General features: G+C 71.0%; 16 protein-coding genes and 2 pseudogenes. 9 read left to right on the top strand and 9 right to left on the bottom strand.

Annotated elements, in window-relative coordinates; genetic code table 11:
- Positions 1–1840 precede the first annotated feature (1840 nt).
- Positions 1841–2137 (top strand): annotated as a pseudogene (locus CP982_RS43165) (AfsA-related hotdog domain-containing protein); the annotation flags it as partial.
- Between the two features lie 61 nt (positions 2138–2198).
- Positions 2199–2513 (top strand): annotated as a pseudogene (locus CP982_RS42915) (ScbA/BarX family gamma-butyrolactone biosynthesis protein); the annotation flags it as partial.
- A 319-nt stretch (positions 2514–2832) separates the two neighbouring features.
- Here CP982_RS42915 and CP982_RS42920 read toward each other — a convergent pair.
- On the bottom strand, positions 2833–2964 hold the full coding sequence (locus CP982_RS42920) for a hypothetical protein (RefSeq protein ID WP_280528589.1): 132 nt from the start codon (positions 2962–2964) through the stop codon (positions 2833–2835).
- A gap of 489 nt (positions 2965–3453) precedes the next feature.
- On the opposite strand from CP982_RS42920, the gene CP982_RS00460 reads away from it, so the two are divergent.
- Positions 3454–4122, top strand: coding sequence for a GNAT family N-acetyltransferase (locus CP982_RS00460; protein WP_170316305.1), 669 nt, complete (start codon positions 3454–3456; stop codon positions 4120–4122).
- Between the two features lie 642 nt (positions 4123–4764).
- Here CP982_RS00460 and CP982_RS00465 read toward each other — a convergent pair.
- The 3 genes from CP982_RS00465 to CP982_RS00480 form a co-directional block, all read right to left on the bottom strand.
- Complete coding sequence (locus CP982_RS00465; protein WP_229879695.1) at positions 4765–6522, bottom strand: acyl-CoA dehydrogenase; 1758 nt, start codon at positions 6520–6522, stop codon at positions 4765–4767.
- Positions 6523–7352: 830 nt separating this feature from the next.
- Positions 7353–8150: a hypothetical protein gene (locus CP982_RS00470; RefSeq protein ID WP_150508618.1), complete on the bottom strand. Its 798-nt coding sequence runs from the start codon at positions 8148–8150 to the stop codon at positions 7353–7355.
- A 922-nt stretch (positions 8151–9072) separates the two neighbouring features.
- Positions 9073–9867, bottom strand: coding sequence for a DeoR/GlpR family DNA-binding transcription regulator (locus CP982_RS00480; protein ID WP_150508619.1), 795 nt, complete (start codon positions 9865–9867; stop codon positions 9073–9075).
- Between the two features lie 192 nt (positions 9868–10059).
- On the opposite strand from CP982_RS00480, the gene CP982_RS00485 reads away from it, so the two are divergent.
- Positions 10060–12924, top strand: a complete 2865-nt coding sequence (locus CP982_RS00485) for an AfsR/SARP family transcriptional regulator (RefSeq protein WP_150508620.1) — start codon at positions 10060–10062, stop codon at positions 12922–12924.
- Between the two features lie 308 nt (positions 12925–13232).
- Positions 13233–13523 carry a hypothetical protein gene (locus CP982_RS42315; protein ID WP_229879691.1) on the top strand — a complete coding sequence of 97 codons (291 nt, stop codon included), beginning with the start codon at positions 13233–13235 and terminating at the stop codon, positions 13521–13523.
- Between the two features lie 583 nt (positions 13524–14106).
- Here the strand turns inward: CP982_RS42315 and CP982_RS00495 are convergent.
- Positions 14107–14847, bottom strand: a complete 741-nt coding sequence (locus CP982_RS00495; protein ID WP_150508621.1) for a GAF and ANTAR domain-containing protein — start codon at positions 14845–14847, stop codon at positions 14107–14109.
- 428 nt (positions 14848–15275) lie between these two features.
- On the opposite strand from CP982_RS00495, the gene CP982_RS00500 reads away from it, so the two are divergent.
- Positions 15276–15857, top strand: coding sequence for a hypothetical protein (locus CP982_RS00500; RefSeq protein WP_229879690.1), 582 nt, complete (start codon positions 15276–15278; stop codon positions 15855–15857).
- An 84-nt stretch (positions 15858–15941) separates the two neighbouring features.
- Here CP982_RS00500 and CP982_RS00505 read toward each other — a convergent pair whose 3' ends face one another.
- Positions 15942–16298 carry a DoxX family protein gene (locus tag CP982_RS00505; RefSeq protein WP_150508622.1) on the bottom strand — a complete coding sequence of 119 codons (357 nt, stop codon included), beginning with the start codon at positions 16296–16298 and terminating at the stop codon, positions 15942–15944.
- A 179-nt stretch (positions 16299–16477) separates the two neighbouring features.
- Between CP982_RS00505 and CP982_RS00510 the strand changes: the two genes are divergently transcribed.
- Entirely contained in the window at positions 16478–17104 is a 627-nt protein-coding gene (locus CP982_RS00510) for an HAD family hydrolase (protein WP_229879688.1), read from the top strand.
- Between the two features lie 268 nt (positions 17105–17372).
- Here CP982_RS00510 and CP982_RS00520 read toward each other — a convergent pair whose 3' ends face one another.
- From CP982_RS00520 to CP982_RS00530, 3 genes are all read right to left on the bottom strand, one after another.
- Complete coding sequence (locus tag CP982_RS00520) at positions 17373–17864, bottom strand: flavin reductase family protein (RefSeq protein ID WP_229879687.1); 492 nt, start codon at positions 17862–17864, stop codon at positions 17373–17375.
- Between the two features lie 84 nt (positions 17865–17948).
- Complete coding sequence (gene argJ, locus CP982_RS00525; RefSeq protein WP_150508625.1) at positions 17949–19112, bottom strand: bifunctional glutamate N-acetyltransferase/amino-acid acetyltransferase ArgJ; 1164 nt, start codon at positions 19110–19112, stop codon at positions 17949–17951.
- 191 nt (positions 19113–19303) lie between these two features.
- Positions 19304–21448, bottom strand: a complete 2145-nt coding sequence (locus CP982_RS00530; RefSeq protein WP_150508626.1) for an ATP-binding protein — start codon at positions 21446–21448, stop codon at positions 19304–19306.
- A gap of 815 nt (positions 21449–22263) precedes the next feature.
- Between CP982_RS00530 and CP982_RS00535 the strand changes: the two genes are divergently transcribed.
- Together CP982_RS00535 and CP982_RS00540 are read left to right on the top strand one after the other, a co-directional pair.
- A complete protein-coding gene (locus CP982_RS00535) occupies positions 22264–23979 on the top strand; it encodes a thiamine pyrophosphate-binding protein (RefSeq protein ID WP_150508627.1) in 1716 nt (571 codons plus the stop codon).
- 3 nt (positions 23980–23982) lie between these two features.
- Complete coding sequence (locus CP982_RS00540; protein WP_150508628.1) at positions 23983–25518, top strand: asparagine synthase-related protein; 1536 nt, start codon at positions 23983–23985, stop codon at positions 25516–25518.
- Positions 25519–25565 lie beyond the last annotated feature (47 nt).

Raw genomic sequence — 25565 nt, forward strand, 5'->3', positions numbered from 1 at the left:
CACCCCCACCAACCCCTCCCGCACACCGCCCCCGACCCAAGCACCAGACCCGACCCACCACCCACACCAGAAACCAGACCACCCCACCCACCCCACACCCACACCACCCCGCAGAACGAAACCACCCGGAGCAACCACAGACACCCACAGACCCGGACCGGCCAGGAGCCGAGCCGGCCCGCCGACGGGAAGACACCAGAAGCCAGAAGCCAGAAGCCGGAAGCCGGAAGCCGGAAGCCGGGAGCCGGGAGCCGGCACAGCGTCAGCCCTCAAGACAGAAACGGCCTGAGAGCCGGGAACACCGGCAGCCAGCCCAGAGACGCAGACACACCTCCCCGAGGCGAACGGCCGAGGCAAAGACCCCCAGGCAGCGAGGAGATACCGGGCACCAAACACTGCACCCGCCCCAAGACCCGGGGAACAAGAACGGCCAGGGACACCAGACCACATCAGCCCGAACGGCACAGACCCGAACGACAGGGCGGCGCCCCGGAGAACACGGGGCGGCTCCGCAGACACCCAGAGACCAGAGAACCACCGACCACCCAAGACCCGGGCACCGCCAACCCGGAAGAACACAGGCAGCAGGAAGCGAACACAGCCGGGGACAAGGAGACACCGGGCACCAACGCAGCATCAGCCCTGAGAGCCGAAGACGCCGGAGAGATGCCGGAGAGAGGCCGGAGAGAGGCCGGGCACCATCAGCCCGCCCGGAAGACAGAGACAGCCCCCGAGACACCGGCCACCGAAGCACTGGGCACCGCCAGCCCGGAGAACCGGAGACAGCCGGGAAGCGGAGACGGCCAGAGAGCCGGAGACCCCCGGAGGGGCGGAGCCGGCCCGGAGGGCGGAGCCGGCCCGGGATGGGAAGACGCCGGGCACCGGACACCGTCAGCCCTGAAGACAGAAACGGCCGCAGAGCCAGAGGCACCGCCAGCCCGGAGGCGAAGACCCCGAAGAGGAAACAGCCGGGCCGAAGCCCCCCCCGGGGAGACGCCGGGCACCAAGCACTAACACACCGTCAACCCGGAGAACACAGACGCCCGAAGGGCCGACGACGCCCAGGAGGCCCGGAGGCCGGGAAGCCCGGAGGCCGGGAAGCCCCGGAGGCCGGGAAGCCCCGGAGGCCGGGAAGCCCGGAGGCCGGGAAGCCCGGAGGCCGGGAAGGCGGGAAGGCGGGAGGGTGCCCGGCACTGAAGCGCCGGGCATCGTCAGCCCGAGCGCAGGGGCAGCCGAGGGGGGACGGCCGCCCCCGGGGAAGGGAGGGGAGCGGAGACGCCCGGGGACAGGGAGGCGCCGGGGACGGGCGCCGACGCGGCGTCAAACCTGAAGACACAGACGGACCCGGGGGCCAGACAGCCCGAGGGCCGGGGACACCGCCCCCCGGGGGGCGCCCCCCCCGGGGGGCGGCGGAGACAGCCCGGGGGCCGGGGGCACCGCAGCCCGCGCGGGGGCGGAGCCCCCCGGGGGGCGGGAAACGGCCACCCGCGCCGCGACGGATGACTACCTTCCACTTTCAGCCACCCGCAGCCCCCGCGACCCCGCCCCGCGGCCCCAACTCCCGCCCCCCGCCGAACAGTTCCGGTCAACTCCACCACCCCGCCCGCCCCCGCACCACCCCCCGCCCGCCCCCGCCCCGCCCCGCGTGCACCCGCCCGACGAGCCCGGCTTCCCCCGTACCCCCCACCACGGCCCGCCGCCCCGGCACCCGGTGCCAGGGACAGGATCCGGACACCCCTCGACAACAAAAAGAACACTCGTTATGTTGCTGGACGGCGAGACAGCGCCAACCGAGCACAAGTGCAAGCGGTCACTCGCAACCACTCAACGGGGGCTCACCATGCCTGTCACCCAGCACCTCACCCGCACACCCGCCCGGAACACCCTCGCACCCCACCACGTGCACAAACACAACCCCGCCGAAGTCCTCCTCACCGGCCTCGACACCCTGCGCACCGACACCTTCACCGTCACCGCCAGGTGGCCGACACACCACCCCTTCTACACCCCCACCCCCCACCTCAACGACCCACTGATCTTCATCGAAACCATCCGCCAGTGCTTCCCCCTCCTCGCCCACCACGCCTACCACCTCCCCCACGGCCACCACCTCATCTGGCAATACCTCACCGCCGACATCAACCCCCACGCCATGCACCACACCCCCACCACCCCGCCCACCTCACCCTCCACATCACCTGCTCCGACATCCGCCGACGCCCAGGCGGCCACCTCACCGCCCTCACCCTCCACGCCATCGCCCTCAGAAACGGCACCCACCTCGGCACCGCACAAACCCGCTTCTCCGCCCACTCCCCCACCATCTACCAACGCATCCGCGGCACCCACCCCAACACCCCCACCACCCCACCACCCCCACCCACCCCACCCACGTAAACCGCCACCACCCCCACGACGTCGTCCTCGCCCCCACCCCCCACCCCCACCACTGGCTCCTGCGCAACGACACCACCCACCCCACCCTCTTCGACCACCCCGTCGACCACACCCCCGGCATGCTCCTCCTCGAAGCCGCCCGCCAAGCCACCCACGCCACCCACCACACCACCACCCACACCACAGACACCCGCACCGGCACCGGCACCCGCACGAGTACGGACACGGACACCGGCATGGGCGCGGGCATGGGAACAGACACACTCACCCGCACCACCCACACCCGAACCGCCACCCTCACCCGCACCCACACCACCCGCACCCACCCCCACCCCCGCACCGCCACACCCGCCACCCCACCCGGACCACCCCCCTACCCCACCCACATCCACGCCACCTTCCTCCAATTCCTCGAATACACCACCCCCACCCACATCACCACCACCACCCAAACCACCCCACCAACACACACACCAACGCCACCACCAGCCCAGACACCCCCACCACCACCCACATCACCGCCACCCAGAACAACCACACCGCCTTCACCAGCACCATCACCACCACACCCCACCCCTAACCCACACCAGGCCAACCCACCTGCTGGGCAGCCGGACGACACCCAACAGGTGACCGCGTCATATCCGCAGTAACGGGCTCATCAGAACGAAGGGGTCGCACTTGGACCCACGATCCTGGCCACCGCCGCGCGCCTCCAGAGACGCGTCGTCACGCTGGTGTTGATCGGTTGTTGATCGGCAGTCGGTTCACTGTCTGCGTTGGCCCGTCCGGGACCTTGGAGGATTTTCGTGATCAAGCGTGTGGCAGTGGGGCGCGGCGGCCGCCCCCCTCTGTCACCCACGCTGCCGGTGTCTTGTGCACCACACGAAAAACTCCACCGCCGCAGGCGGTGACCGACACGCTGGGTCTCCCCCCAGACAATGACCACGACCACGTCAAACACCCGAGAGGGTCGCAGAGCCCCATCCGCCAGAAGCCTGTGGGGAGACCTCGCCGACCCGCCTCACTCACATACAGAGGATCATCAACATCACCGTGAGTACAGCCTCCCTCTCCTCGGCCGCCTACCTTCCGCCCACCACCCGTGTCGTGCGCGAGGGCACCGCGCTGTCGCTGCGGGAGTTCGCGTCGTCCGATGCCGAGGCGCTGGCCGAGATCCTCGGCGACCCTCATGTCATGCGCCATACTTCATCCGGCGCGATGTCGTACGAGGACGTCGTCGACCTGGTGCGCGAGGCCGAGGCTGACCAGGCGGATCCCGCTCGGACCCGGCACCGACTCGCCATCGTCCAGCGTGAGGGCGGCGCCCTCGTGGGCACGGTGACGGTGGAACGCGAACGGTACTCAAGCGTCTACAGCCACTCGATCATCCTGCGGCCCCACCTGGCGAACCTCTCGGCCGGCTACGAAGCCAGCCAACTCGTTGCGGGCCTCGCATTCGACGAACTCGGCGTCCACCGCCTGTGGTTCATGACAGCGGTCGACAACCTCGCCGCCCAGCGGCTCTTCCTCGCCTCCGGGAGCACACAGGACGGAAAGGTCCGGGAGCTCTACTTCCGTGACGGCCGCTGGTGGGACTGCTACATGTTCACCATCCTCGAACACGAATGGCGAGCCCGGGCGCACCTCACCCTGCGCGAGGCCATTGCTCTCCTTCGACAACAGGAGCAACAGCCGCTGGCCCTCGAGCCCGTCACTGCTTGATACCGCGCCCGCTGGCGCAGTTCAGAGCTTCAGCACGGAGAGCCCAGCCCAGGCTCCCGTCCACGGCCCGAAGCCGAACTCACCGACCTGCACTATCCGTCGGCCGAACGGGGCGACGAACTCGCCGCCACATGCAGACCACCGGGCTCGGTGAGCCCCTCCTTCGCCGCCTACGCAGCTCTCGCCCGGGCTACCCGCAATTCCAGGTCCTCGACCTGGAGCGAGCCACTCTCGAGCACCTGCCGCTGGCCTGCTCCTGCGCGCCTCCACAGCGTCGGCCTGCTTGAACGGGCGTGATGTGGCCCGCGCGCGACGGAGCTGAGGTTCGAGGCGGCACGTACTGCTGGTACGACGCCATGAGAGCAGGCCATCCGGGAGAAGGGCCCCATCGAGTCGGAGTATCCCTAGCCGAGGGCAGTAACTCAGGCCCATCGTGAAAGAACAGGTCCACCGCCCAGTGCGAAAAGGTCACGCCGGGCGGTGACGAGTCGGCGCTGACGGGCTGCTCATCCAGTCAGCCCTCGACGGCGCTTGGAGCACGCTCCCTTGCGCCGAATCCTTGGGCGCGGCCGTCGGTCCCGCGATGACACGACAGCGTGACCGCGACCGCCAGTCAGCAGCACCAGATTCTGTCCAGGTCGCTCAGATGGCCTTGAGCAGGGGCAGGGACATCAGGTGTTCCTCGGGGACACCGAAGGCATCGGTCAGCTTCAGCAGGTGCGAGGACAGGCGCGTGACCAATGTATGGACGGCATCGGGCAGGGCCTCGACCTGTGCGGCTGTCATGGCGCCCTGCGCGAGAAGCATGCCGCTGCGGGGGTGCAACCGCTCGAGGAGGAACAGGGCGCACAGGTCGGTCAGGACATCGCGGGTCGGTGCGTGGTCGACCCGTGCGCAGGCGGCGAGGAAGGCGTTCGCGGCCGTCTTCACGACGTGTGCGTCGACCATGTCGAGGGCGGGGGCGCAGGCGTTGTTCCAGCGACCGAGCGTGTCCCCAGCGGGAGCACCCCGCAGGCGGGTGCGGGCCAGGAGGTGCGAGCGGCGTTCTGCCGCGCTGAGTAGCCGTACGAGAAACCGGGGGTCGGTGTTGTCCTCGTTGCCCGTGGCCGGAGGCACCTGCGGAGCGGGTTCCTGCCCGAAGATCATCTCGGCGCCCGCCTTGCACCAGATGGCGAGGTTGTCGCCCTCGGCGGTGATGGCGCCGTCGGCGTTGGCGGGGTATTCGGCGAGCCCGTTCTCGGGGAAGAGGCCGCGGGCACCGCATCGCTCCCGGGCTTCGATGGTGAGCGCGCGGGCTTGCCAGGTGATCCATCCCTTGGCGACGGCTACTTCACGCTCGGCGCTCGCGCGTTCGTCGGGCTCGTGGGCGATCCACCGCTGGACGGTCGCGCGGTGCAGGAACGTCATGGCGTACGCGGTGGCGGCGCCGTGCAGCAGCGGGGCGTGGTGGCTGCGGTGTGCGACGAGCGGAACGCGCTGTCCGGCGACCGGCGCGGAGATGGTGCGGCGGTGGGCGTAGCGGACGGCGATGGCGAGGGCGGCGCGTGAGCCGCCCAGAGTGGCGGCGCTCATGCACAGCTTGCCGACGGTGACCCGGCCGATGGCGTGCCCGACGCGCTTGCGCGTGGCGCGTACGTCGCTGATGACGCGGCCGTCCTGGGTGAGACGGCCGTGTGGGCCCTGGAGCAGCGCGGTGCGCGGCAGCTGCACGTGGTCGAAGGAGGTGACGCAGTGATCCACCGGGCTTCCGGTGCGGGCGGGCAGCGCGGTGACGGTGACACCGGGCAAGGGTCCGTCGGTGTCGGTCAGCGGCGCCAGGAAGAGGAAGACCCCGTGGTCCTGCTCCTCGACGACGAGCCTGGCGGCGACTACGGCGCTCTTGGGTCCACCCGCCGGGCTGGTGTTGGGCATGAACTTGGCCGCCCCCGGGTTCGGGGTGTGCAGGACGAACGTCTGGCTGTCCCGGTCGTAGCTCGCGGTGGTTTCCAGGGCGGCGACATCGTTGCCGTGGGCGCGCTCGGTGCACAGGAACACCCCGATGCGTCTCATCGCGTGGAACGCGGAGAGGTCGCGCGGCACCGACACGGTGTCGTCGTGCAGGCTGCCGAGGAAGAAGTTGTAGTGAATCCCCGCGACGGTTGCCGTGGCGCCGTCCACGACGGCGGCCCACTCGTGCAGTGCGGCCAGGCCTCGTGGGTCGGCGGGCAGGAGGTGCGGCGCGGCCAACTCGGCGTTCAGGGCACGCAATCGCGCATAAGCGAGCTCCCAGCGTTCCCTGTCGCTGCCGGGCCGATACCGGAACACATCGGTGGAGACGGCCTTGCGCCAGTGCCCGTGCGCGTCGTCATGGCCATCGTCGAAAAGAATCCCGCGCAGGGTGCTCAGGTCGGGCGCGGGCAAGGTTGGGGAAAGTAGGTTTGACACATCATCACCAACGAGCCTCCGCTGTTCCTGGTACGTCGGTTCCCCGCCATCCGCGACTGCGGTCATGGCTGGAAAGCGCAGGTGAACGGCATGATCGGCGAACCGGGGCCGCGATGCGTGACGCCTTCGGCGACGCCCCCGTCGTCCTTCATCCACACGGCCCGGACAGACCTGCGGTGCGGCCTACGTAGTACGTGACGCAGCCAACTTCCAGATCCGCTTGGAGCACTGGCGGCACCCCTTCCACCGCCTGGCTTCCTCACCCTCTGTGCTTGCCGTCGGAACTGTCCTTGCCGCCGCGCCCTCGTCTGCGGCGGCTCACAGCGACCTCCACTGCCCCCGCGGCCAGTACTACCCCGATGACATCGACTACCCCATCACCTACAACGGCCAGCCTGACCGAGGGCTGCCCGGCCACCACCTCGTGGACCCCATGAGGCAGCCGGTGGGGCAGCAGTGGCTGGGAGTGGTAGAGGTTGGAGGTGGTCAGGCCGTAGGGCGACGGCGAGAGCCAGGTCAGCCGTTGAGGGTGTCGGTGTGTGCCGGGAGGGCGCTGCGCGGCGGTCTCCCGAAGGGGCATGAGCGTGAGACGTGACGCGTCAATCGCCACTGCCCCGCTCCGGGGGGGGATCCGGTTCCTCATGCGCCCTGGTGCCGTCGACGTCGTCGGGCGGACGTGTCTCCTCCACCGGCATCGGATTGCCACGGGGCGCCCGGCGCGGAATGCGGGCCTCCCACTGGACCGTTGCCGTGCTGACGATGCGCCAGCGTCCCGACGACCAGAGCCTTCGCGGCTCTCGATGCCGTCAGCCGTTCATCGTTCCCCACTCCAACACGCTGTCTACGAACTCGAGGACGGGACGAAAGGCTCCGGCCAGTTGCTGAGCCGTCTCGCTTTGCAGGATCGATGCCATCTTGGGGAAGTTGGTCTTGAGGCTTTCCTTCGCGCCTTCGGGAAGAGACTTGTACTTCACAACGATGACAGTTGCTTTCACCTGGAGTTCAGTTGGGGAGACCGTTCCGTTTGTGCCGCTCCCGAGATGCTTGAGCTCCTCCACGACCGAGTCGACGAACGCCTTCGCCGCTGGGGTGAGAGCATCCAGTTTGGACTTCAGGAGATTCCTGAGCTCGACAGCCTTGTTGTAGAGCTTCTCGGACTGGGCCTTGAGGTAGTCGAGGGCCTGGTCCTCCGTCTGGAATGTATCGTGCTTTGCCGCGATTTCCTTGATGATGGTCTTCTCTTCTTCGCTGAGACCGTTATAGAAATCGGTCACCTCGGGGGGCAGGAGGTCCTTGAACTCATCGGGGACCCTCTCTGGCAGAGCCAGGTTGGTGATCGCGAGGACCGCATTCCCGATCGGGAGACCGGCCACGGAGCGCTGCCGTTCTGCCCCGGCCGTCGGGCCGAACACAGGCCGCGTCCCGGTGGGCTGCCCCAGACGTACGTGCGCAGCGCCGACCGCCGTGCTGAAGGCCGTACTCAGTTGCCACGGCTCCGTCTTCGAGAGGGCCGCTGCGGGCCCGGCCGCGCCGATCGCGAGGGTGGTCACGGTCCCCAAGGCCGCCGCCGACATGGCCAAGGATGTGACGAGCGTGCGAGACATGATGCGCTCCGTTTCGAGGGAGGTGCCGCGCACGCGGGGCCTGTGCCCCGGACGCGCTGCGTTCCGCTTCCAGGCGGGGCGCCGATGGTCGGCAGTCCCATGGGGAACGGTCACATGACCGTCGCCGTGGTGCACGGGGTGCGGCGCCAGACGGATGACCGGCACACCGGAAGGCCGACTTCGTCGTGGGACGCAGCCCGGCCTCGGTCAGAGCCCTCTTCGCGACGTCGATCATGGCCGTGAGCTGGACCTTGCCCACCACCCCGTTGTCCAGGAGGACCAGGACGTCGAGCAGGGTTGGAGTCGATCTGCATGACCTCGCCCGGTGCGAGCACCCCCGGCTCGTCGAACTCGCCACTGGCGCCGTGAGCCCGTGGCCTGCGGGTCGTGGCCGAGCCGAAGGTGTGCGTGTTGCGGGTGAGCTTGTCCAGCAGCCGGTAGGGAGTCCACTCGGACGGCATCTTGGCCTCCTGGCCAGCGGGCGTCTGCTTGAGGGTCGCGCTCACAGCGTCGGCCACCAGCCCGAACTCACGCTTCTTGCGGACCGGACGGTGATCCGCGAGCCCGACGGCCCCGTTGGCCTGGTGGCGACGCCGGTAGTTCGCGACCGCCTGAGCAGGCACCTCGTGCCCCTGATGCGGTCAGCTCGGCGGCCTTGGCCCGCTGCCGGGCCGTCAGCGAGCGGTCCGGTCCCTACCCCGGGCCGTGGACGTTTCGCCGGCTCGGCGGTGGGCGGCAGCCCGTGCAGGACCTCCAGCAAGGGCACAGGCTCCTCGAACATCTCCAGCAGCCGTGCCGCGACAGGCCACCGAACACCGGCGCCGCCGCCTCGGACCGCGTACCCCAGACCCGTCCTCAACCTCATCGATCCGAGATCAATGGCTGGCACGTGGTGGTCGTCCAAATTCCTCGACAGCGACAGTCACACCCGCAACACCTCCGGTCCGAACAGCGCGTAGCGGCGGGCCTCGCTCTGTGGGAGTCGGCTGTCGGTGATGATCGTGTCGAAGGCGCGCGCGTCGGCGAACCGGCAGAAGCTCACCGCGCCGAACTTCGAGTACACCCCCGTGAAGACCCGTCGCCGTGAGACGCGCACGGCCTGGCGCTTGACTTCGCCGGCCGTCGGGTCGGGTGTGGTGAGGCCGTACTCGCGGGAGATGCCGCTGGCACCCACGTAGGCCAGGTCGATGACGAAGCCGGACAGCATCCGGGCCGCCCAGTGGTCGGCGGTGGACATCGTGCCGCCACGGACCCGGCCGCCGAGCAGCAGCACGGTCATCCCGGGCCGGGCCGCCAGGCCCTGCGCGGCGGTGAGCGATGCCGTGATAACCGTCAGCGGGCGGCCGTCCGGCAGGGCCTCCGCGATCAGCTGTGGGGTGTAGCCCTCGTCCACGAAGACGGTCTCGGCGTCTCCGAGCAGTTCCGCGGCGGCCGCCGCGATGCGGGTCTTCTCCGGAACGTGCATGCCGGTACGGAATGCCAGCGTCGTCTCGTAACCCGCGCTCTCCACCGGAAACGCACCGCCGTGCGTGCGACGCACCAGGCCGCGCCGCTCCAGCGTGCCCAGATCGCGCCGCACCGTCTCCCTGGACACCCCGAGGTCGGCTGCGATCGCGGTGACGCTCACCGAGCCCGCCCGTCGGGCGGCGCTCACGATGCGGCGGCGACGTTCCTCACCCTCCGACAGGAACGCGCTCCCTGTCTCCGTGTTCGTCATGTGCGGCCCTCCCCCGTGTCAACTCCCGCTGACGGCCTGCCCATGCGGGCCCGGCCTCCGTACCGGTGGCCGTGTCGCCGTGAGCGTAGAGGAGGTGGCGTGTCGAAAAGGTGTGGAAAACGGCTCGCCGCGGCGGATCGGACCGGCACCGCCGCCGGACAGTCCTCACGGGCCCGGCTAAAGTCTGCGACTATGCGGTTCACGGTGCTCGGGCCGGTCAGGGCATGGCGTGACGGGGCCGAGCTGGCCCTGGGACCTCCTAAGCAACGGGCTCTGCTGGCACTCCTGTTGGTACGGCTCGGCGCTCCCGTCAGCCTGAGCGACATGGTCGACGTGCTGTGGCCGCAGGGTCCGCCGAGAAGCGCGCCGAACGTGGTGCGCCATCACGTGGGGTCGCTGCGGCGCCTTCTGGGACCGGACGGCGGGGCCCGGGCGGCCGGGCCCGTGGTGCGCGGGTCCGGTGGCTACCGTCTCGACGTCCACGCCGACGACGTGGACCTGCTGGCCTTTCGCCAGCTGGCGGAGCGTGCCCGACAGGCCGCGCGCGACGGTTCGCCCCGGACTGCCACCGACCTGTACGCCGAGGCGCTCGAACTGTGGCGCGGGCCGGTCGCCCACGGCATTCCCCCGGACGTGCGCGCGCACCCGGCGTTCGGCGCCGTGGACGAGGAATGCCTCGACGCCGTGCGGGGTGCGGCCGTCGAGGCCCTGGCCGCCGGAGTGCCGGAACGTGCCCTCGCCCCGCTGCGGCAGGCCACCGCCGCGCATCCGCTGGACGAGCCCCTCCAGGCCCACCTGGTTCTCGCTCTCGCGGGTGCCGGACGCCGGGCCGAGGCGCTGGCCGCGTACCACACCGTGCGGGTCAGGTTGGCCGAGGAGTTGGGCGTCGCGCCCGGGCGGGAGCTGGTCGCAGCCCACCAGCGGGTCCTCGAAGGGCACACGGCCGCCGTGCGGCCTCCTGCCGTCTCGTCCGGCCCGGAGAGCGACGACGCGCCGCTCGGTCGGCTCAGACCGCGGGCGGGCCCGTTGGTCCGCCCCGCGCAGCTCCCCGGCGACCTTCCGGTGTTCGCGGGGAGGGGCACCGAACTGGCCTATGTCGACGCCCTGTTGCCGAAGCCGCGGGCCGCGGACAGCACGCCCCCGGCGACGGTGGTCATCACGATCGAGGGGATGGCCGGGGTCGGCAAGACGTCCTTGGCCGTGCACTGGGCCCACCGCGTCGCCCACCGCTTCCCCGACGGCCAGCTCTACGCGGACCTCAGGGGCTTCGACCCGCTCTCAGTAGCCGTCGACCCGCAGGACACCCTGCGCGCCTTCCTGTTCGCCCTGGGGGTGCACCCGCAGGACATGCCGGTCGGGGCGGACGCACAATCCTCCCTGTATCGGAGCCTGTTGTCGGGACGGCGCGTGCTCGTTCTCCTCGACAACGCCCGGGACTCCGCCCAGGTACGCCCCCTGCTGCCCGGCGCACCCGGCTGCCTCGTCCTCGTCACCAGCCGCACCCGGCTCCAAGGCCTGGTCGCCGCCGTCGGCGCCCATTCGTTCACCCTGAGGCCGTTGCACGACGCCGGGGCCCGCGAGGTGCTGACCCGGCGCCTCGGCGCGCGACGGATGGCCGCCGAGGCCGCCGCCGTCGAGGCCGTCATCGCCCTCTGCGGGCGATTGCCCCTGGCCCTCGCCATCCTGGCCGCGCGCGCCGCCGAGCCGGGAATTCCGCTGTCGTCGATCGCCGCCGAACTGCGCGCGGGACACGGCAGCCTGGACGCCCTCTCCGGTGACGAGGCCGACGCCCGGGCCGTCTTCTCCTGGTCCTACCGGGCGCTGAGCCCCGAGGCCGCCCGTCTGTTCCGCCTCCTGGCCCTGCACCCCGGCCCCGACGTCTCCCAGCACGCCGCGGCAAGCCTGGCCGGGCTCGGCCTGCGCGAGGCGCGTACGACCCTCGCCTCACTGGCCCGCTCCCACCTCCTGACCGAACCCGTCCCCGGCCGCTACACGTGCCACGACCTGCTCCGCGCCTACGCGGGTGAGCGCCTGCGCACCGAAGAGACCGAGGCCGGTCGTCACGGCGCTCTCGGCCGGCTTCTCGATCACGCCCTGGGCACCGTACGGGCGGCGGTCGACCTGCTCCTGCCGCACCGCAGCGCGCGAGAGACGCCTCCTCCGCCCCGCCTCGGCACCGCCGTCGAGCCCCTCTCGGGCCGGGAGGCGGCAGCCACCTGGCTCAGCACCGAGATTCCCGGCCTTATCGCCCTGGTCGAGAGCGCCGCGCAGGGCGGATTCCCGGTACACGCCTGGCAGTTGGCGCTGGCCGTGGAGCTCCCACTGGACCGGCGGGGGCGCAGGGAGGAGCAGATCGCCGTGCAGCGAACGGCGCTGGCGGCCGCGGAGCAGCACGGCGACCCACTCGGTCTTCCCCACATCCACCGCACGCTCGGCTTCGCCCTGCACCGCGTCGGCGCGAACGAGGAGGCCCTCGCCCATCTCGACCGCGCCCTGGACCTCTTCACCTCCCTCGACCACCCCGACGGCCAGGCCCGCACCTTGCGCAGCCTCGCCTTCCTGGCCAACTCCCGCGCCCGCCATCAGGACGCCCTGGACCACTACGGCCGCGCACTCGCCCTTCATCGTGCGGCGGACAACCCCCGCGGCAGGGCGACCGTCCTCAACGAGATCGGCTGGACCCACATCCTGCGCGGCGAACACCACGAAGCCCTCACCCAGTGCGCCACCGCGGTCGCCCTCCACCAGGAGACCGGCGACGCCAACGGCGAGGCGGCGGCCTGGGACAGCCTCGGCTACGCCCACCACCATCTGGAGCAGTACACGCACGCCCTGAGCTGCTACCGCCATGCCCTCGCGGTCTACCGGGAAGTCGGCGACCGCACCTTGGAAGCCGAAACCCTCAGCCACATCGGTGACACCCAGCACGCCTTGGGCAACCGGCCTTCCGCACTGGCCAGTTGGGGGCGGGCCGCGGCCATCCTCTCCGAGTTGGGGCATCCCGACAGCTGGCAGTTGCTGGACAAGCTGCACGGCACCGCGGCGGATCCTCCCTGACCGGGTGACCGTCGGGAACACGTGGGTCTGCCTTGGTCACCGAGTTCAACCGCGCGTACTCCCTCAAGCCCCCGGACAAGGCCTTCAAGGCCGTACTGGACTACCGGCGCAAGGTCGACCGGTTCCTCAAGGGTGACCACACCCATCGGCAGGAACGCGACCTGCGGGCGTTCGCCGGGTGGCTGTCCGAACTCCTGGCGTGGCTCGCCCACGACCTCGGGGACGATGGGTACCGGCCTCGCGTTCGCCACCGACGCGTTCGTCCAGGGCCAACAGGCCGGACATAGCGCCAGCTGTGCGCGTGGGCGATGGACGCCGCCGCGTCGATCAACTTCTATGAACCACGGCCCGTCAAGGCCCGCGAAGCCGCCCTTCAGGGCCTCAGCGAAGCACCGGCCCAGCATCCGCCGACCGTGCGCCTCCACGCCCAGTCCGCCCGCGCTGCCGCCGCTGACAGCGATGCCGAAGACTTCACCGCCGCCTTCCACGCCGCCGATAACGCCTGCCGGGCCTTGCCGCCTCGCCCGGCTCGCCGCTTCGGTTTGCACACCGCTCCGCTCGCCGACTACGCCCTCACTCCCTACCCGGCGACCTCGTAGACCGCCTGCGCCCCCCACTGCGGGGGTGGGAGGACCTGATGGCCTCCGCTGGACCCTAGGGGCTGTCCGATGGGGCAGGATTCACGACGCGCTCGACCACATGCGGGGGGGCTGTCTGGAAGTGGAGATTCTTCCACCGGCAGGGCGGCGGTCGGGCTTGAGGGGCGTAGCTTGGTGGGTAGTTGCTGTGAGCGTTCGTGGTTGGCGGCCGCCGCATGTTCGGGTCGCGGCGGCCGCCGGGTGTGAGGCGCGGCGCTGCTCTCGCCGACTCCTCACACCGGGGCCCTCCGTAAGGGGCGCGGGAGTGTTCCCCCGGAGGGCCAGGGCTGGAGCCGTGGTATGGGCGACGCGGCTCCAGCCCCCGCGGGACACCCACACTGCCGTACATGCGCAATGGAAGGCGGTAGGGATGCCGGTGTCGTCACGGAGCTTCATCCCAACTCCTGACAGCGAGGATAACGACCGACTTCCTTGATCGGAATAGGCTCCGACCTGGCCTTTCCTCTTCCCTCCGGGCAGCGGGCACGCACGAGCCGGGTCCTCCGCGCGTGGACGCGGAGATGCGTGCGGCGTGCGGTGGGGGTCATGGGGCAGGCGGCTGGAGGCCGGGCGGGTCGTGCGGGGGCTGGCCGGTGAGGTTGGTGATCAGGTTCCGGCACAGCTCACGGAGTTTGACGTTGCGGTTCTGGGAGGCGGCGCGCAGGATCGCGAACGCCCTTTCGCTGGGGCAGCGCTGCTGGGCCATGATGATGCCGACGGCCTGGTCGATGATGCCGCGTGAGCGCAGGGCCTGCTGCACGTCGTGGGTGAACTGACGGGACAGGGCCATGCGCTGGGCCAGTTCTATGGCGCCGGTGGCCTGCGCGGCCAGGGCTCGCAGGGTGTGCAGGTCGGCGTCGTCGAAGCCGCGCGGGACCGGTGAGTACAGGTTCAGAGCCCCGGCCGTGTCACTGCGGGCCGCGATGGGGAACGAGAGCGAGGAGCGGGTTCCGGCGGCTATCGCGTGGGCGGGGTAGGAGCTCCAGCGCTGTTCTTCCATCAGGTCACTGACGTGGACTTCCTTCGCAGTGCGCAGGGCTTGCAGACAGGGCCCGTCGTTCAGGCCGTACTGCTTCTCGTCCAGCTGGGACGCGCTGGTGCCCGCGCTGGTCACCGTCAGGAAGCGGCCCGCGCGCTGCACGGTGATGCCGCAGCCGTCGGCCCGGGGCGCGTGCTGCATGGCCTGCTCGGCCAGGGCGTTCAGGAAGTCGTCGAGGGTCTCGGTGTCCAGCAGCAGGTCGACCACTGAGGAGGGGTCGACGGGCCCGCCATCGGCGGGAGTCATGGGAGGTCCGTTCCGCGGGCGGCGCCGCCCGCTGGCCGGGGAAGGGTGAACGGTCACCGAGGTCCACGGACTCCCACGCCGCAGGGGAAGCGTCCCGGCAGGCGGTCAACACCCGGCCTCCGTAGGCGGCCTGGGGAAATGCACCGCCTGCCCACCCTCCTCCCATGTCCGCACCCACCGCAACCCCACCCCATCACCGCAAGTCAGCCAGGGCCGCCGCTCCAGACCCCAGAGGCCATTCACCTGCCCTGGGAGCGACCCGGACAGTTCCTAGGGGCGCGTCGAGTGGGTACTGCTTCGGACGGGCGCCCCCTCAGTCTTCGTCCGGCAACGGGCTCTTCGTCGAAGCGGCGTACGCGAGCTTGCGACGGGCGTCACGATGGTCGTCGAGACCGAACCGCGGTCCGTGGGAGGGAAGGCGGGGTGTGATGACCATGATGATGTGGGCGACGGAGTTCGGGCCCTCGCACGAGGGCAGGGCGGCGGCAGTCCTGGCCGACGGCAGTGAGCCGAAGCCCGCGCTCTTCGACGCGGGCAGTTCTGCGGAGGTGTACGAGACCAGCGACTGGTGGGTCTACGACGGTACCCTCGGGACACCGCGGGCCCGCGCGGTGCGGGGAGCGTGTGCATGCGGCTGGCGCGGAGAAGAGCGGTTCGCCATCGACTGGGAGCGCGTTGACCCCGATGCCCCTGATGCCTACGATCTGACGGGTCCGTACCGTGCCTGGAAGCGGCACGTCGGCGAGGTCGAGCGGCGAACGGTGTCCCTACCGGCCGACGTACAACACCTTCTGGAACAGCTGCATGAACGCCTGACCGTGCTGGCCGAGGACGCGCCCTTGGCCGCTCTGCGAGCCGTTGGAGCCCTGGAACACACCCTCGCCGAGACGGGACAGAGGGCCGCTTTCGGAGCATGGCAGGACGAGCAGGACTGGGACGCGATCGCCACGAAACTCGGCCTGACCGAGGCACATTCCCGCGCACGCCTGCACAAGTACAACCTGTACTGAGGCAGGCCCCAGCGGTAGTTGGCCACGCGCACCCCCGGAACCCGTGGCGGGTATGGCTCCTCCCGAGGGACGGCCGGAGCCGGATCACCAAGCGCCGTGATGGGCCACATTCACCGCCAGAGCTGCCGCGGACAGGCAGAAGTACACGGCCCAGGCGGTCAGTTGACGGTCGCGCACCCGCAGATGAGCGAAGAGCGCGCCGAGGAAGTACAGCACCAGGCCGACGCCTGCCACCGTTCCCAGCACCGGTACGACGATGCCGGCCATCAGGCCCAGCGCCCCCAAGGCCAGGAGCATGCCCAGCGGACGTATCCAGGAATGGGACAGGCGCAACCGATCAGCCTGGCTCTTGGGATAGTCGTGGCCGATGAGGTTGGCGATGGCGGCCGAGCCGTTGGCAGCCGCAGCGACGAAGGTGACCGTGAGGTAGGCGGGAAGCATGATGTGCTCCTTACCCTCGGAACGAGTAACGAGTACGCAGCTGGAGTACCCCTCCTGAGACGAGATGCGCACCCCAGATGCGACATGGGCCTGGCGATCCAGCTTCGCCCGTCCCTGTGGACAAAGCGCCACTTCAGCCGTTCCCGGACGGCGAGGGAACCGACCGCGGTAAGTACGTCTTGTTCGACGTCGATGGCACGTTGATCGACGCGGTGAGCAACCAGCGCCGGGTCTGGGGGACCTGGGCGGAGCGGTACGGACTCGATGCGGAGGAGGTCTACCGGGTGGCACTGCGGACCCGGCCGATGGAGACGTTCACGCAGGTTGCCGCGGACCGCGATCCGCGCGCGTGCCTGGCCATGTTGCACGAGCTGGAGGACGACGACGTCCGGACCGGCGTCTATGCGGCCTTCGACGGTGCGTCGCAGCTGCTGCACGGCCTTCCGTCCCGGGCATGGGCGCTGGTGACCTCGAACTACGAGCACCGGGTGCGCGGCCGTTTCCTGCGGACGGGTTTGCCGGTGCCGGGCGTCATCGTGGACGCGGCCGCGGTCGAGGAGGGCAAGCCCTCTCCCGTTCCCTATCTGCGGGCCGCCGCGCAGCTGGGTGCCGTACCGGAAGAGTGCCTGGTCATTGAGGATGCTCCCTCCGGCGTGCAAGCCGGGCTGCGTGCCGGAATGACGGTGTGGGGGGTGAACGCGGCTGTTGCGGTGGAGGGCGTGCACCGCCACTTCGTCACTCTGCGCGAGGCAGTCCCGCACATCCTGGCCTTCGCGTCCGACGACCACGGGGATGCCGCGGCCTGAGCCCGATGCGTTCAGATTTCTGGAGCTGACCAGGGCACACAGCCCGGCTACGCACTGGGCGGCCCTGTCTCTTCCTCAGGGCGCCGCGCACTCTGCTGGATGACTGTGTCGTCTTACGGAGCGGGAGAGGGATGGGGCCATGAGGCTGCCGACTCCCCGGCGCGTAGCCGAACCGGCGCCGCGGGGCTCTTCCAGGGGCAGGCTCCACGGTCGCCCCCGCCGCACCTCGTCCACGCCATCGCGCCGCGGCGCGGTGACCGTCGGGAGCTCAGGCAGTGACGGGGTCCAGCGTCCGTCCCCCCGGAACGGGAGTCGGCGCGTACGTGCCGTACCGGCCGCCCAGGAAGACCAGCGGGTGCCCCTGCCTCCCGGCCCCCAGCGACCGCACCACACCCGTCACGAACCAGTGGTCGCCCGCCTCGATCTGGGCGTGCAGCACGCATTCGACCCACGCCTGGGCATCGGACAGGACGGGGCAGCCGGACGGGGACCAGTGGTGGGGAACGTCCCAGCGGCGGGGTGAGCGCGCGACGAACGCCTCGCACACGGGCCGCTGTCCGGCGCTCAGCACATTGACGCAGAACACACCGACCGCCCTGATCTGCGGCCAGGTCGTCGAGGTGCGCGCCGGCAGGAAGCCGACCAGGGGCGGGTCCAGGGACACCGAGGTGAAGGAGCCGACCACCATCCCGGGCGGCGGCGCCCCGGGACGGCTCGCAGGCGCGGTGACCAGGGCGACACCGGTGGGCCAACGCCCCAATATCGTACGGTAGTTCTCCACGCGGACGGCGTCTTGGGAGCTCCTGGTGGCGATGTGCGTCATGGCGTCTCCGGGCCGCGGGCTTCAGGTCGCGTAGTCGGCGTTGAGCCGCACGTACCCCTCGGTGAGGTCGCAGCCGTAGGCCGTGAACTCGCCTGTGGAGTGCGCGGTGACACCGAGGTCGACGTGCAGGGTGACCTCGTCGCTCTTGAGGTACTCCCCGACGCGCTCCAGCTTCTCGGGCTCCGGGCCCGCCGGGTACACCTCCTGGGTCCCGAAGCGGATCGTGACCCGCTCGGGGACGATGTCGAGGTCGTCCTGGCACTTTCCCACCGCCATGGCGACCCGCCCCCAGTTGGGGTCGGCGCCGTGCACGGCGGTCTTCACCAGCGGTGAGTTCACCACGGCTTTGGCCACGCGCTTGGCCTGGGCCCGGTCCCGGGCACCGGTGACGTGCGCCTCGATGAGCTTGGTCGCGCCCTCGCCGTCCCTGGCGATGTCCTTGACCAGCTCCAGGGCGACACCGCCGAGGGCCCTCTCGAACTCCACCAGGTCCACGGGGCCCGCGATGCCGTTGGCGAAGACGGCCGCAGTGTCGCTGGTGGACGTGTCGGTGTCGATGCTCAGCGCGTTGAACGTACGGTCCATGACGCGGCGGAAGACGTCGTCGAGCACGACCGGCCCCACGTGGGCGTCGGTGCAGAAGAAGGTGAGCAGCGTCGCCATGTCGGGCTCCATCATCCCCACCCCCTTGGCGATGCCGACCAAGGTCGCGTCTCCGCACCGTGCGCGGCGGATCTTCGGGTGGGTGTCGGTGGTCATGATGGCCGTCGCCGCCGCGTCGAAGTCGGCGCCGGGGAACGGCCAGCGCACGGATGCGACATGCGTGCGCAGGCTGGGCATGGGGTAGCGACGGCCGATCAGCCCGGTCGAGGCGATCAGCAGGTCGTTCTCGTCCGCCTCGATCAGGTCGGCGACACGGCGGCGGAGTTCTTCGGCGTCCTGGCGGCCGTCCGCCCCGGTGGCGACATTGGCGTTGCCGGACACGACGACGACTCCGCGGGCGATCCGGTCGGCGACCGCTTCCCTGCTGAGCAGGACGCTCGGCCCCGCGAAGCGGGAGCGGGTGAACACCGCGCTCGCGGCGGCGGGCACTTCCGAAGCGATCACGGCGAAGTCCGCGTCGGCCTCCTTGACGCCGGCTCGGCCGTGGTGAACGAGGAAACCTTGAGGAGAAGCTGCGTCCATCGGACCGGAGGTTCCTTCCCGAATCGCTGGTGCCGGCCATCGCGGCCGCCGGCGGTGGCCGTGATCCACGGTGGCACGCCTCGCTTGCGGATCGCTGCCCGGTTCGCTGGAACTCCCTGGAACGAGGGACGCGCCCTTGGGGCCCTCGGGAGGAGTCGCTCGGCCGCGGCGTCGTGGAACGCTCGGAGGCGCTAACCGGCCGACAGCGCCCTCGCCCCGGTGGTGGCGGACGGCGCGCCGAGGGTGTTCTCCAGGTCGTGGCGGACCGCCTCCCGCACCAGCGCGTGGACGAAGCGCACGCGGTCGGTGCCGTCGGGGTCGGGCTCCAGCAGGCCGCCGTGCAGAGCCATGAGCACGTTGTCCGCGGCGATTCCCTCGTGGCGCAGCATCGCCTCGACGACGCGCTGCTCGCAGCCGTCCTCCATCACCGCGCACAGTTCGAGCACCCGGCGGACACCGACGGGGAGCCCCGACAGCCGTTGCAGCACGACTCCGGCCAGTTCGTGGGGGATCGCCGCGTCCAGGTCCGCGCAGAGTCCCTGCTTGCGCGTGTGCAGCAAGTAGCCCAGGAAGTAGGGGTTGCCTGCGGTGCGCCGGTGGAGCCGGTGGAGGAGGTGAGGCTCCGGGGCCTGTCCCAGGGTGCGTTCCACCAGCGTCGCGGTGGCCGCGAGGTCCAGCGGGTCGAGCGGGATGCGCCGGGCGTCGAGTGACTGGAGGATGACGGCCGCGGCGCGGCGCAGCTCCGGGTCGTGGGCCAGTTGGAAGGTACGGGTGGTGACCACCAGGAGGACCGGGACCGCGCGCAGCTGCTCCACGAGCAGCCGCAGCAGGGCCAGGGACGGTGCGTCGGCACGGTCGACGTCCTCCACGACGAGGACCGTCGGCTCCCGGACGGTGCGCAGCAGTGTCTGGCAGACCGCGTCGTGCAACGTGAACCGGTCGTCGCCGTACAGCCGCACCGTCGCCGCCCGCGCGCTCGGCTCGTGCCGCGGTGCCCGGCAGGTGTCCGGGGACACCTCGGGAACGAGATGGGCGAGGCTGTGCCGCACCCAGCCGGGTAATCGCGCCATCCGTTCGTGCCAGAGCGCGTTCAGCCCGCGCAAGAGCGTCGTCCACGGCCAGTAGTCGGGCTTGTCCTCGTTCTCCGAGCAGGAGGTCCAGAGGGTGTGCACGCTGCCCGGGAGCGCATGGGTGAGCTCGGACACCAGACGGGTCTTGCCGCTGCCCGCTTCCCCGACCACGAACGCCACCCGGCCCGAGGTGCCGAACGCCCCCTTGGCGGACTCCCGCAGAGCACGCAGCTCCTCGTCGCGCCCGACGAACAAGGGTGGTGCGGCTTCCTCATGGCACTGCTGCGTGCCCGTGTCGCGGCCGCGCGCGGTGTACGACCGGGGTGCCGGGATGGTGACCCGGTCGGTCGCGGATGCGGTCACGAGGTGGAGGATGTCCGTGCGGTCCGCCGTGAGGTGGCCGTCGGCCCCGGTGGGCGCCGTGGCGGGGAGTGTGGCCTCGTGCGTCCGGTCCAGGGAACCGTCCTGCCGCAGGATCGCCGCGTGCAGCGCCGCCAGTTCCTTGCCGGGCGCCGCGCCGATCTCGTCGGCGAGGGCGCGGCGCGTGTCGTCGTACGTCCGCAGGGCGTCCGCCTGTCGGCCCAGCCGGTACTGGACGTGCATGAACAGGCCGGTCAGCCGTTCACGCAGGGGGTTGCGCCTCGCCTCCACGGCCAGGGTGTGCAGGGCGTCCTCCTCCCGCCCCAACTGGATCACGCACTGTGCCCAGGACTCGACGGCGCTCAGCCGGAGCTGATCCAGCCGGGCGGCCTCCTGCACGGCGAAGTCGTACGCGTTCAGCTCCTCGTACGGCGCGCCGACCCACCACTCCAGAGCGGCGGCGAGCACGGCGTGGGCCTCCTCGACCCGCCCCCGCCGGGCAAGGCCGGACCCGGTCCGCACGGCGCGCTCGAAGCGGTGGACGTCCACCTGCTCGGGGGCGATGACCAGCACGTATCCCGGTTGTCGGTACAGCAGTTGGGGACGCGAGTCGTCGGGGAGCACACAGTCGGCGAGGAGCCTGCGCAGGCGCGACACGTACGACTGCAAGGTCGCGTGGGCCGTCGCGGGCGGGGTGTCCCCCCAGATCCGGGAGACGATCGAGTCGACCGACACCACGCTGCCCGCGCCGATCAGCAGCAGGGCGAGGACGGCTCGCTGGCGGGGCGGGCCCAGTTCCAGGGACCGGCCGTCGCTGCGTACGGACAGACAACCCAGTGCGCTGATGGGCGGCGGTCCGCTCGGTTCAGGCGCGTCGGCACGGCTCTCGCCGCTCGTCAACTCCACTGCCCCACCTCATTCTCTCTCAGTGGCGCGTGACTGCCCTGCCGCGCGGTAGCGAGCCTGCTCCGATGCGGGTCGCTCCACCCGCGTCACCGGGAGGACGCTGTGCCCCTTCGCCGGATGCGCGCCTCGGCGGCGGCGCAGTGCTTCGCGTGAGCGCTCTCCGCGAGGAGGCCGCGCCTCAACCGCCCCGTGGCGCCAACAGCACTCGCGACGGGGGATGAACGTGGCCCGGGCTTCCAGGGTTCCCCGGCGGACCGGGCCACGGGCGGGACCGGCCAGTGGCGGCTGGCGCTCCCGCCTGTCCGGGAGCGGCTTGCCGGCCCCGTTCCCCCGTCGTGCACCAAGCGTCCCCCGCCGGGAGCGCGCGACCCTTGCCCGCAGCGCGGCGGATTGTGCCTGCCTTTGCCTGAATGCGGGGATCCGGTTGCCCGCCGTGACGGCTCCGGCGTCCGTCTTCGCGGCACCCCCGCGATGGACGGTCGCGCGGCCTGACCGAAGTACGGGGTGACGCCGCCCGGTCGCTGCCCGTCTGCACGCCGGACACAAGCGCGCCGCGCCCGCCGACGCGAACCTTCCGTCAGCCCAGTAACTGTCCGTATCTCTAGAGCGGTTGGGTTGCACCGGCTTCCCGTCCACGCCGTGACGAGGTGCCCCAGTCATCCACAGGGACCGTGCAAGGGGGCGGCCCACCGTGCTGCAAGACACGGTCTGCACAGTGACGAGTGGCACTGAAGAGCGCCTTCGGCTCCATGCCCCTCGTGTGCCGAAACCACGCCGGGCGCAGCCCTCACCGTTCCGACTCAGGAGGATCCGCCATGTCTCGTGTCTCCACCGGCCCCAGCACCGAACCGACCACCGCCCACGCCCTGCTGCGACGGCTCCACGACCACGGGGTGCGCACCGTGTTCGGGGTGGTGGGCCGCGAGGCCGCCTCGATCCTGTTCGACGAGGCGGAAGGCGTGGAATTCGTGCTGACCCGGCACGAGTTCACGGCCGGAGTCGCCGCTGACGTCCTGGCCAGGATCAGCGGCCGACCGCAGGCGTGCTGGGCCACGCTCGGCCCCGGCATGACCAATCTGGCCACCGGAGTCGCCACGTCCGCCCTGGACCGGTCGCCGGTCGTCGCGCTCTCGGCCCAGTCCGAGTCGCACGACATCTTTCCCAACGACACGCACCAGTGCCTCGACTCGGTGTCGGTCATGCGGCCGATGACCAAGTACGCGACCGAGCTCCGGCGTCCCGACGACATCACGGACCTGGTGGACAGCGCGATGGGGGCGGCCATGACCGAACCCGTCGGCCCCAGCTTCATCTCCCTCCCCGTCGACCTGCTCGGCAGCGAGGTCGACTCCTCACGGCCACGCCCCCCGGTCAGGATCCCGGCGAAACCGGTCAGCACGGTCGAGGAGGGCTGGCAGGAGGGTGCGCTGAAGGCCGCTGAGCTGCTGGCATCGGCGCGCCATCCCGTCCTGGTCGTCGGCGCCGCCGCGATCCGGTCCGGGGCCGTGCCCGCGATCCGCGCACTGGCCGAGCGGCTGCGGCTGCCGGTCATCACGACGTACATCGCCAAGGGCGTGCTGCCGCACGGGCACGACCTCAACTACGGGGCGGTCACCGGATACATGGACGGCATCCTGTCGTTCCCCGCCCTGGACACCCTCTTCGGTCCCGCCGACCTCATCCTCACCCTCGGCTACGACTACGCCGAGGACCTGCGCCCCTCCATGTGGCAGCGCGGCGCGGACAAGACCACCATCAGGGTCGCGCCCACCGTCAACCCCGTGCCCCGGGTCTACCGTCCGGACCTGGACATCGTCACCGACGTACGGGCCTTCGTGGACCACCTCGACGAGCACACCGCCGACCTCGCCCCGAGGACCCCGCACGACATCACGCCGCTGCGCGCGCGGATCGCCGAGTTCCTTGCCGATCCGCACCACTATGACGACGGCCTGCGCGTGCACCAGGTGATGGACTCCATGAACACCGTCATGGCGGAGACCGCCGAGGCGGGCGAGGGCACGATCGTGTCCGACATCGGGTTCTTCCGCCACTACGGCGTGCTCTTCGCCCGCGCCGACCAGCCCTACGGCTTCCTCACCTCCGCGGGGTGCTCCAGCTTCGGCTACGGCATCCCGGCGGCGATGGGCGCCCAGCTCGCCCGGCCAGGACAGCCGACCTTCCTCATCGCGGGCGACGGCGGCTTCCACTCCAACAGCGCCGACCTGGAGACCATCGCCCGGCTCAACCTGCCCATCGTCACGGTCGTGGTCAACAACGACGCCAACGGTCTGATCGAGCTGTACCAGAACATCGGCCACCACCGTTCCCACGACCCCGCGGTGAAGTTCACCGGGGTCGACTTCACCGCGCTCGCCCGCGCCAACGGCGTGGAGGCCGTCCGGGCCACCAGCCGTGAGGAGCTGCTCGCGGCGCTGCGCAAGGGCGCGGGCCTGGGACGGCCGTTCCTGATCGAGGTGCCGGTGACCTACGACTTCCAGGCCGGCGGTTTCGCCGCCCTGAGCATCTGAGCCATGGAGCCGAACCTGCCCGCCGCCACCGGCTTCCTTGCCGACGTCCGCCAGGACGGCGGCCGCACCCTCGCACCGGTCTTCGCGGCGCTCGGCGCCCGGGACCGGTGGCAGGAGCGGACCGGCGACGCGGTCCTGCACGCCGACCTCGTGCACTCCGGGACGCCCGCCGGGGCCCGCGCCCGCACCCGGGGCGGCGCGCTGGTGTTCGCCGGAGAGCTGTACAACCGGGACGAACTGGTCGGGCTCCTGCCCGGTGGCGCGTCACCGGACAGCGACGCCACGCTCGTCGCGGCCCTCTTCGCCGTCTACGACGTCCATGCCTTCCGGCTCCTCAACGGACGGTTCGCGGCACTCATCGCCGACTCCGGGCGCGCGGTGCTCGCCACGGACCACGCCGGTTCGGTGCCGCTGTACGCGTCCGTCGCCCCCGGGCGCGTCCTGGCGGCGACCGAGGCGAAGGCGCTGCGCACCGCCCCTCGGGGGCGGCCCCTGCCCGCCCGGCCGGTACGCCGCCTGCCCGGCACGCACCAGGTCCCGGCCGGGACCGTCCTGGACATCGCGGTGGCCACCGCTTCGTGCCTCCCCCACCGGACCTGGACGCCACCGCTCGCCCGCCGGGTCATGCCGGAGGAAGAGGCGGTCGACGCCGTCCGCCGGACGCTGGAGCGTGCGGTGGCGGCCCGCACGGGCCGCGGCACCCCGCTGGTGGTGCTCTCGGGCGGCATCGACTCCTCCACGGTCGCGGCACTGGCCGCCCGCCGGTCGACCGGGCCGATCGACACGGTGTCCATGGGCACGGACGAGGCCGACGAGTTCCCGCAGGCCCGCGTCGTGGCCCGGCACGTCGGCTCCACACACCGTGACGTCACCATCCCCGCGGACGAGTTGCTGAGCCGGCTGCCGCACACGGTCTGGGCGTCCGAGTGCCTCGACCCGGACATCGTCGAGTACCTGCTGCCGCTGACCGCGCTCTATCTGCGCCTCGGCCGTGGCGGCGACGGCGGCCGCCGGATCCTCACCGGTTACGGGGCCGACATCCCGCTCGGCGGCATGCACCGCGAGAGCCGGCTGCCGCAGCTGGACACGGCCGTCTGCCACGACATGGACACGTTCGACGGACTCAACGAGATGGCGCCCGCGCTGTCCGGGGTGGCGGGCCACTGGTCGACCCACCCCTACTGGGACCGCGACGTCCTCGACGTCCTGGTGTCCCTGGAGGCCGGGCTCAAGCGGCGGCACGGACGGGACAAGTGGGTGCTGCGCGCCGCCATGGACGACGTGCTGCCGCACGAGGTCGTGGTCCGCCCCAAGCTCGGCGTGCACGAAGGGTCGGGCACCACCTCGTCCTTCTCCCGGCTCGTGCGGGACGCCGGTGTCCCCCGGGACCTCGTACACCGGGTCAAAGGCCTGGTCGTGCAGGCCATCTTCGACCGCGTCGTCGTCGAGGGGCGGCATCCGGACGAGGTGGCGACCGGCGCGGTGGTCGAGCGGGTGGCCGGCCACGTGGTGCCCGGCACCCGGCCGGTCCCGCGATGACCCGGCATCCGGCCGCCCGCACGCCCGCGTCTACGACCGCCACACGA

Origin of the sequence: Streptomyces spectabilis (genome assembly GCF_008704795.1) — a bacterium.
GTDB classification, from domain to species: Bacteria; Actinomycetota; Actinomycetes; order Streptomycetales; family Streptomycetaceae; genus Streptomyces; species Streptomyces spectabilis.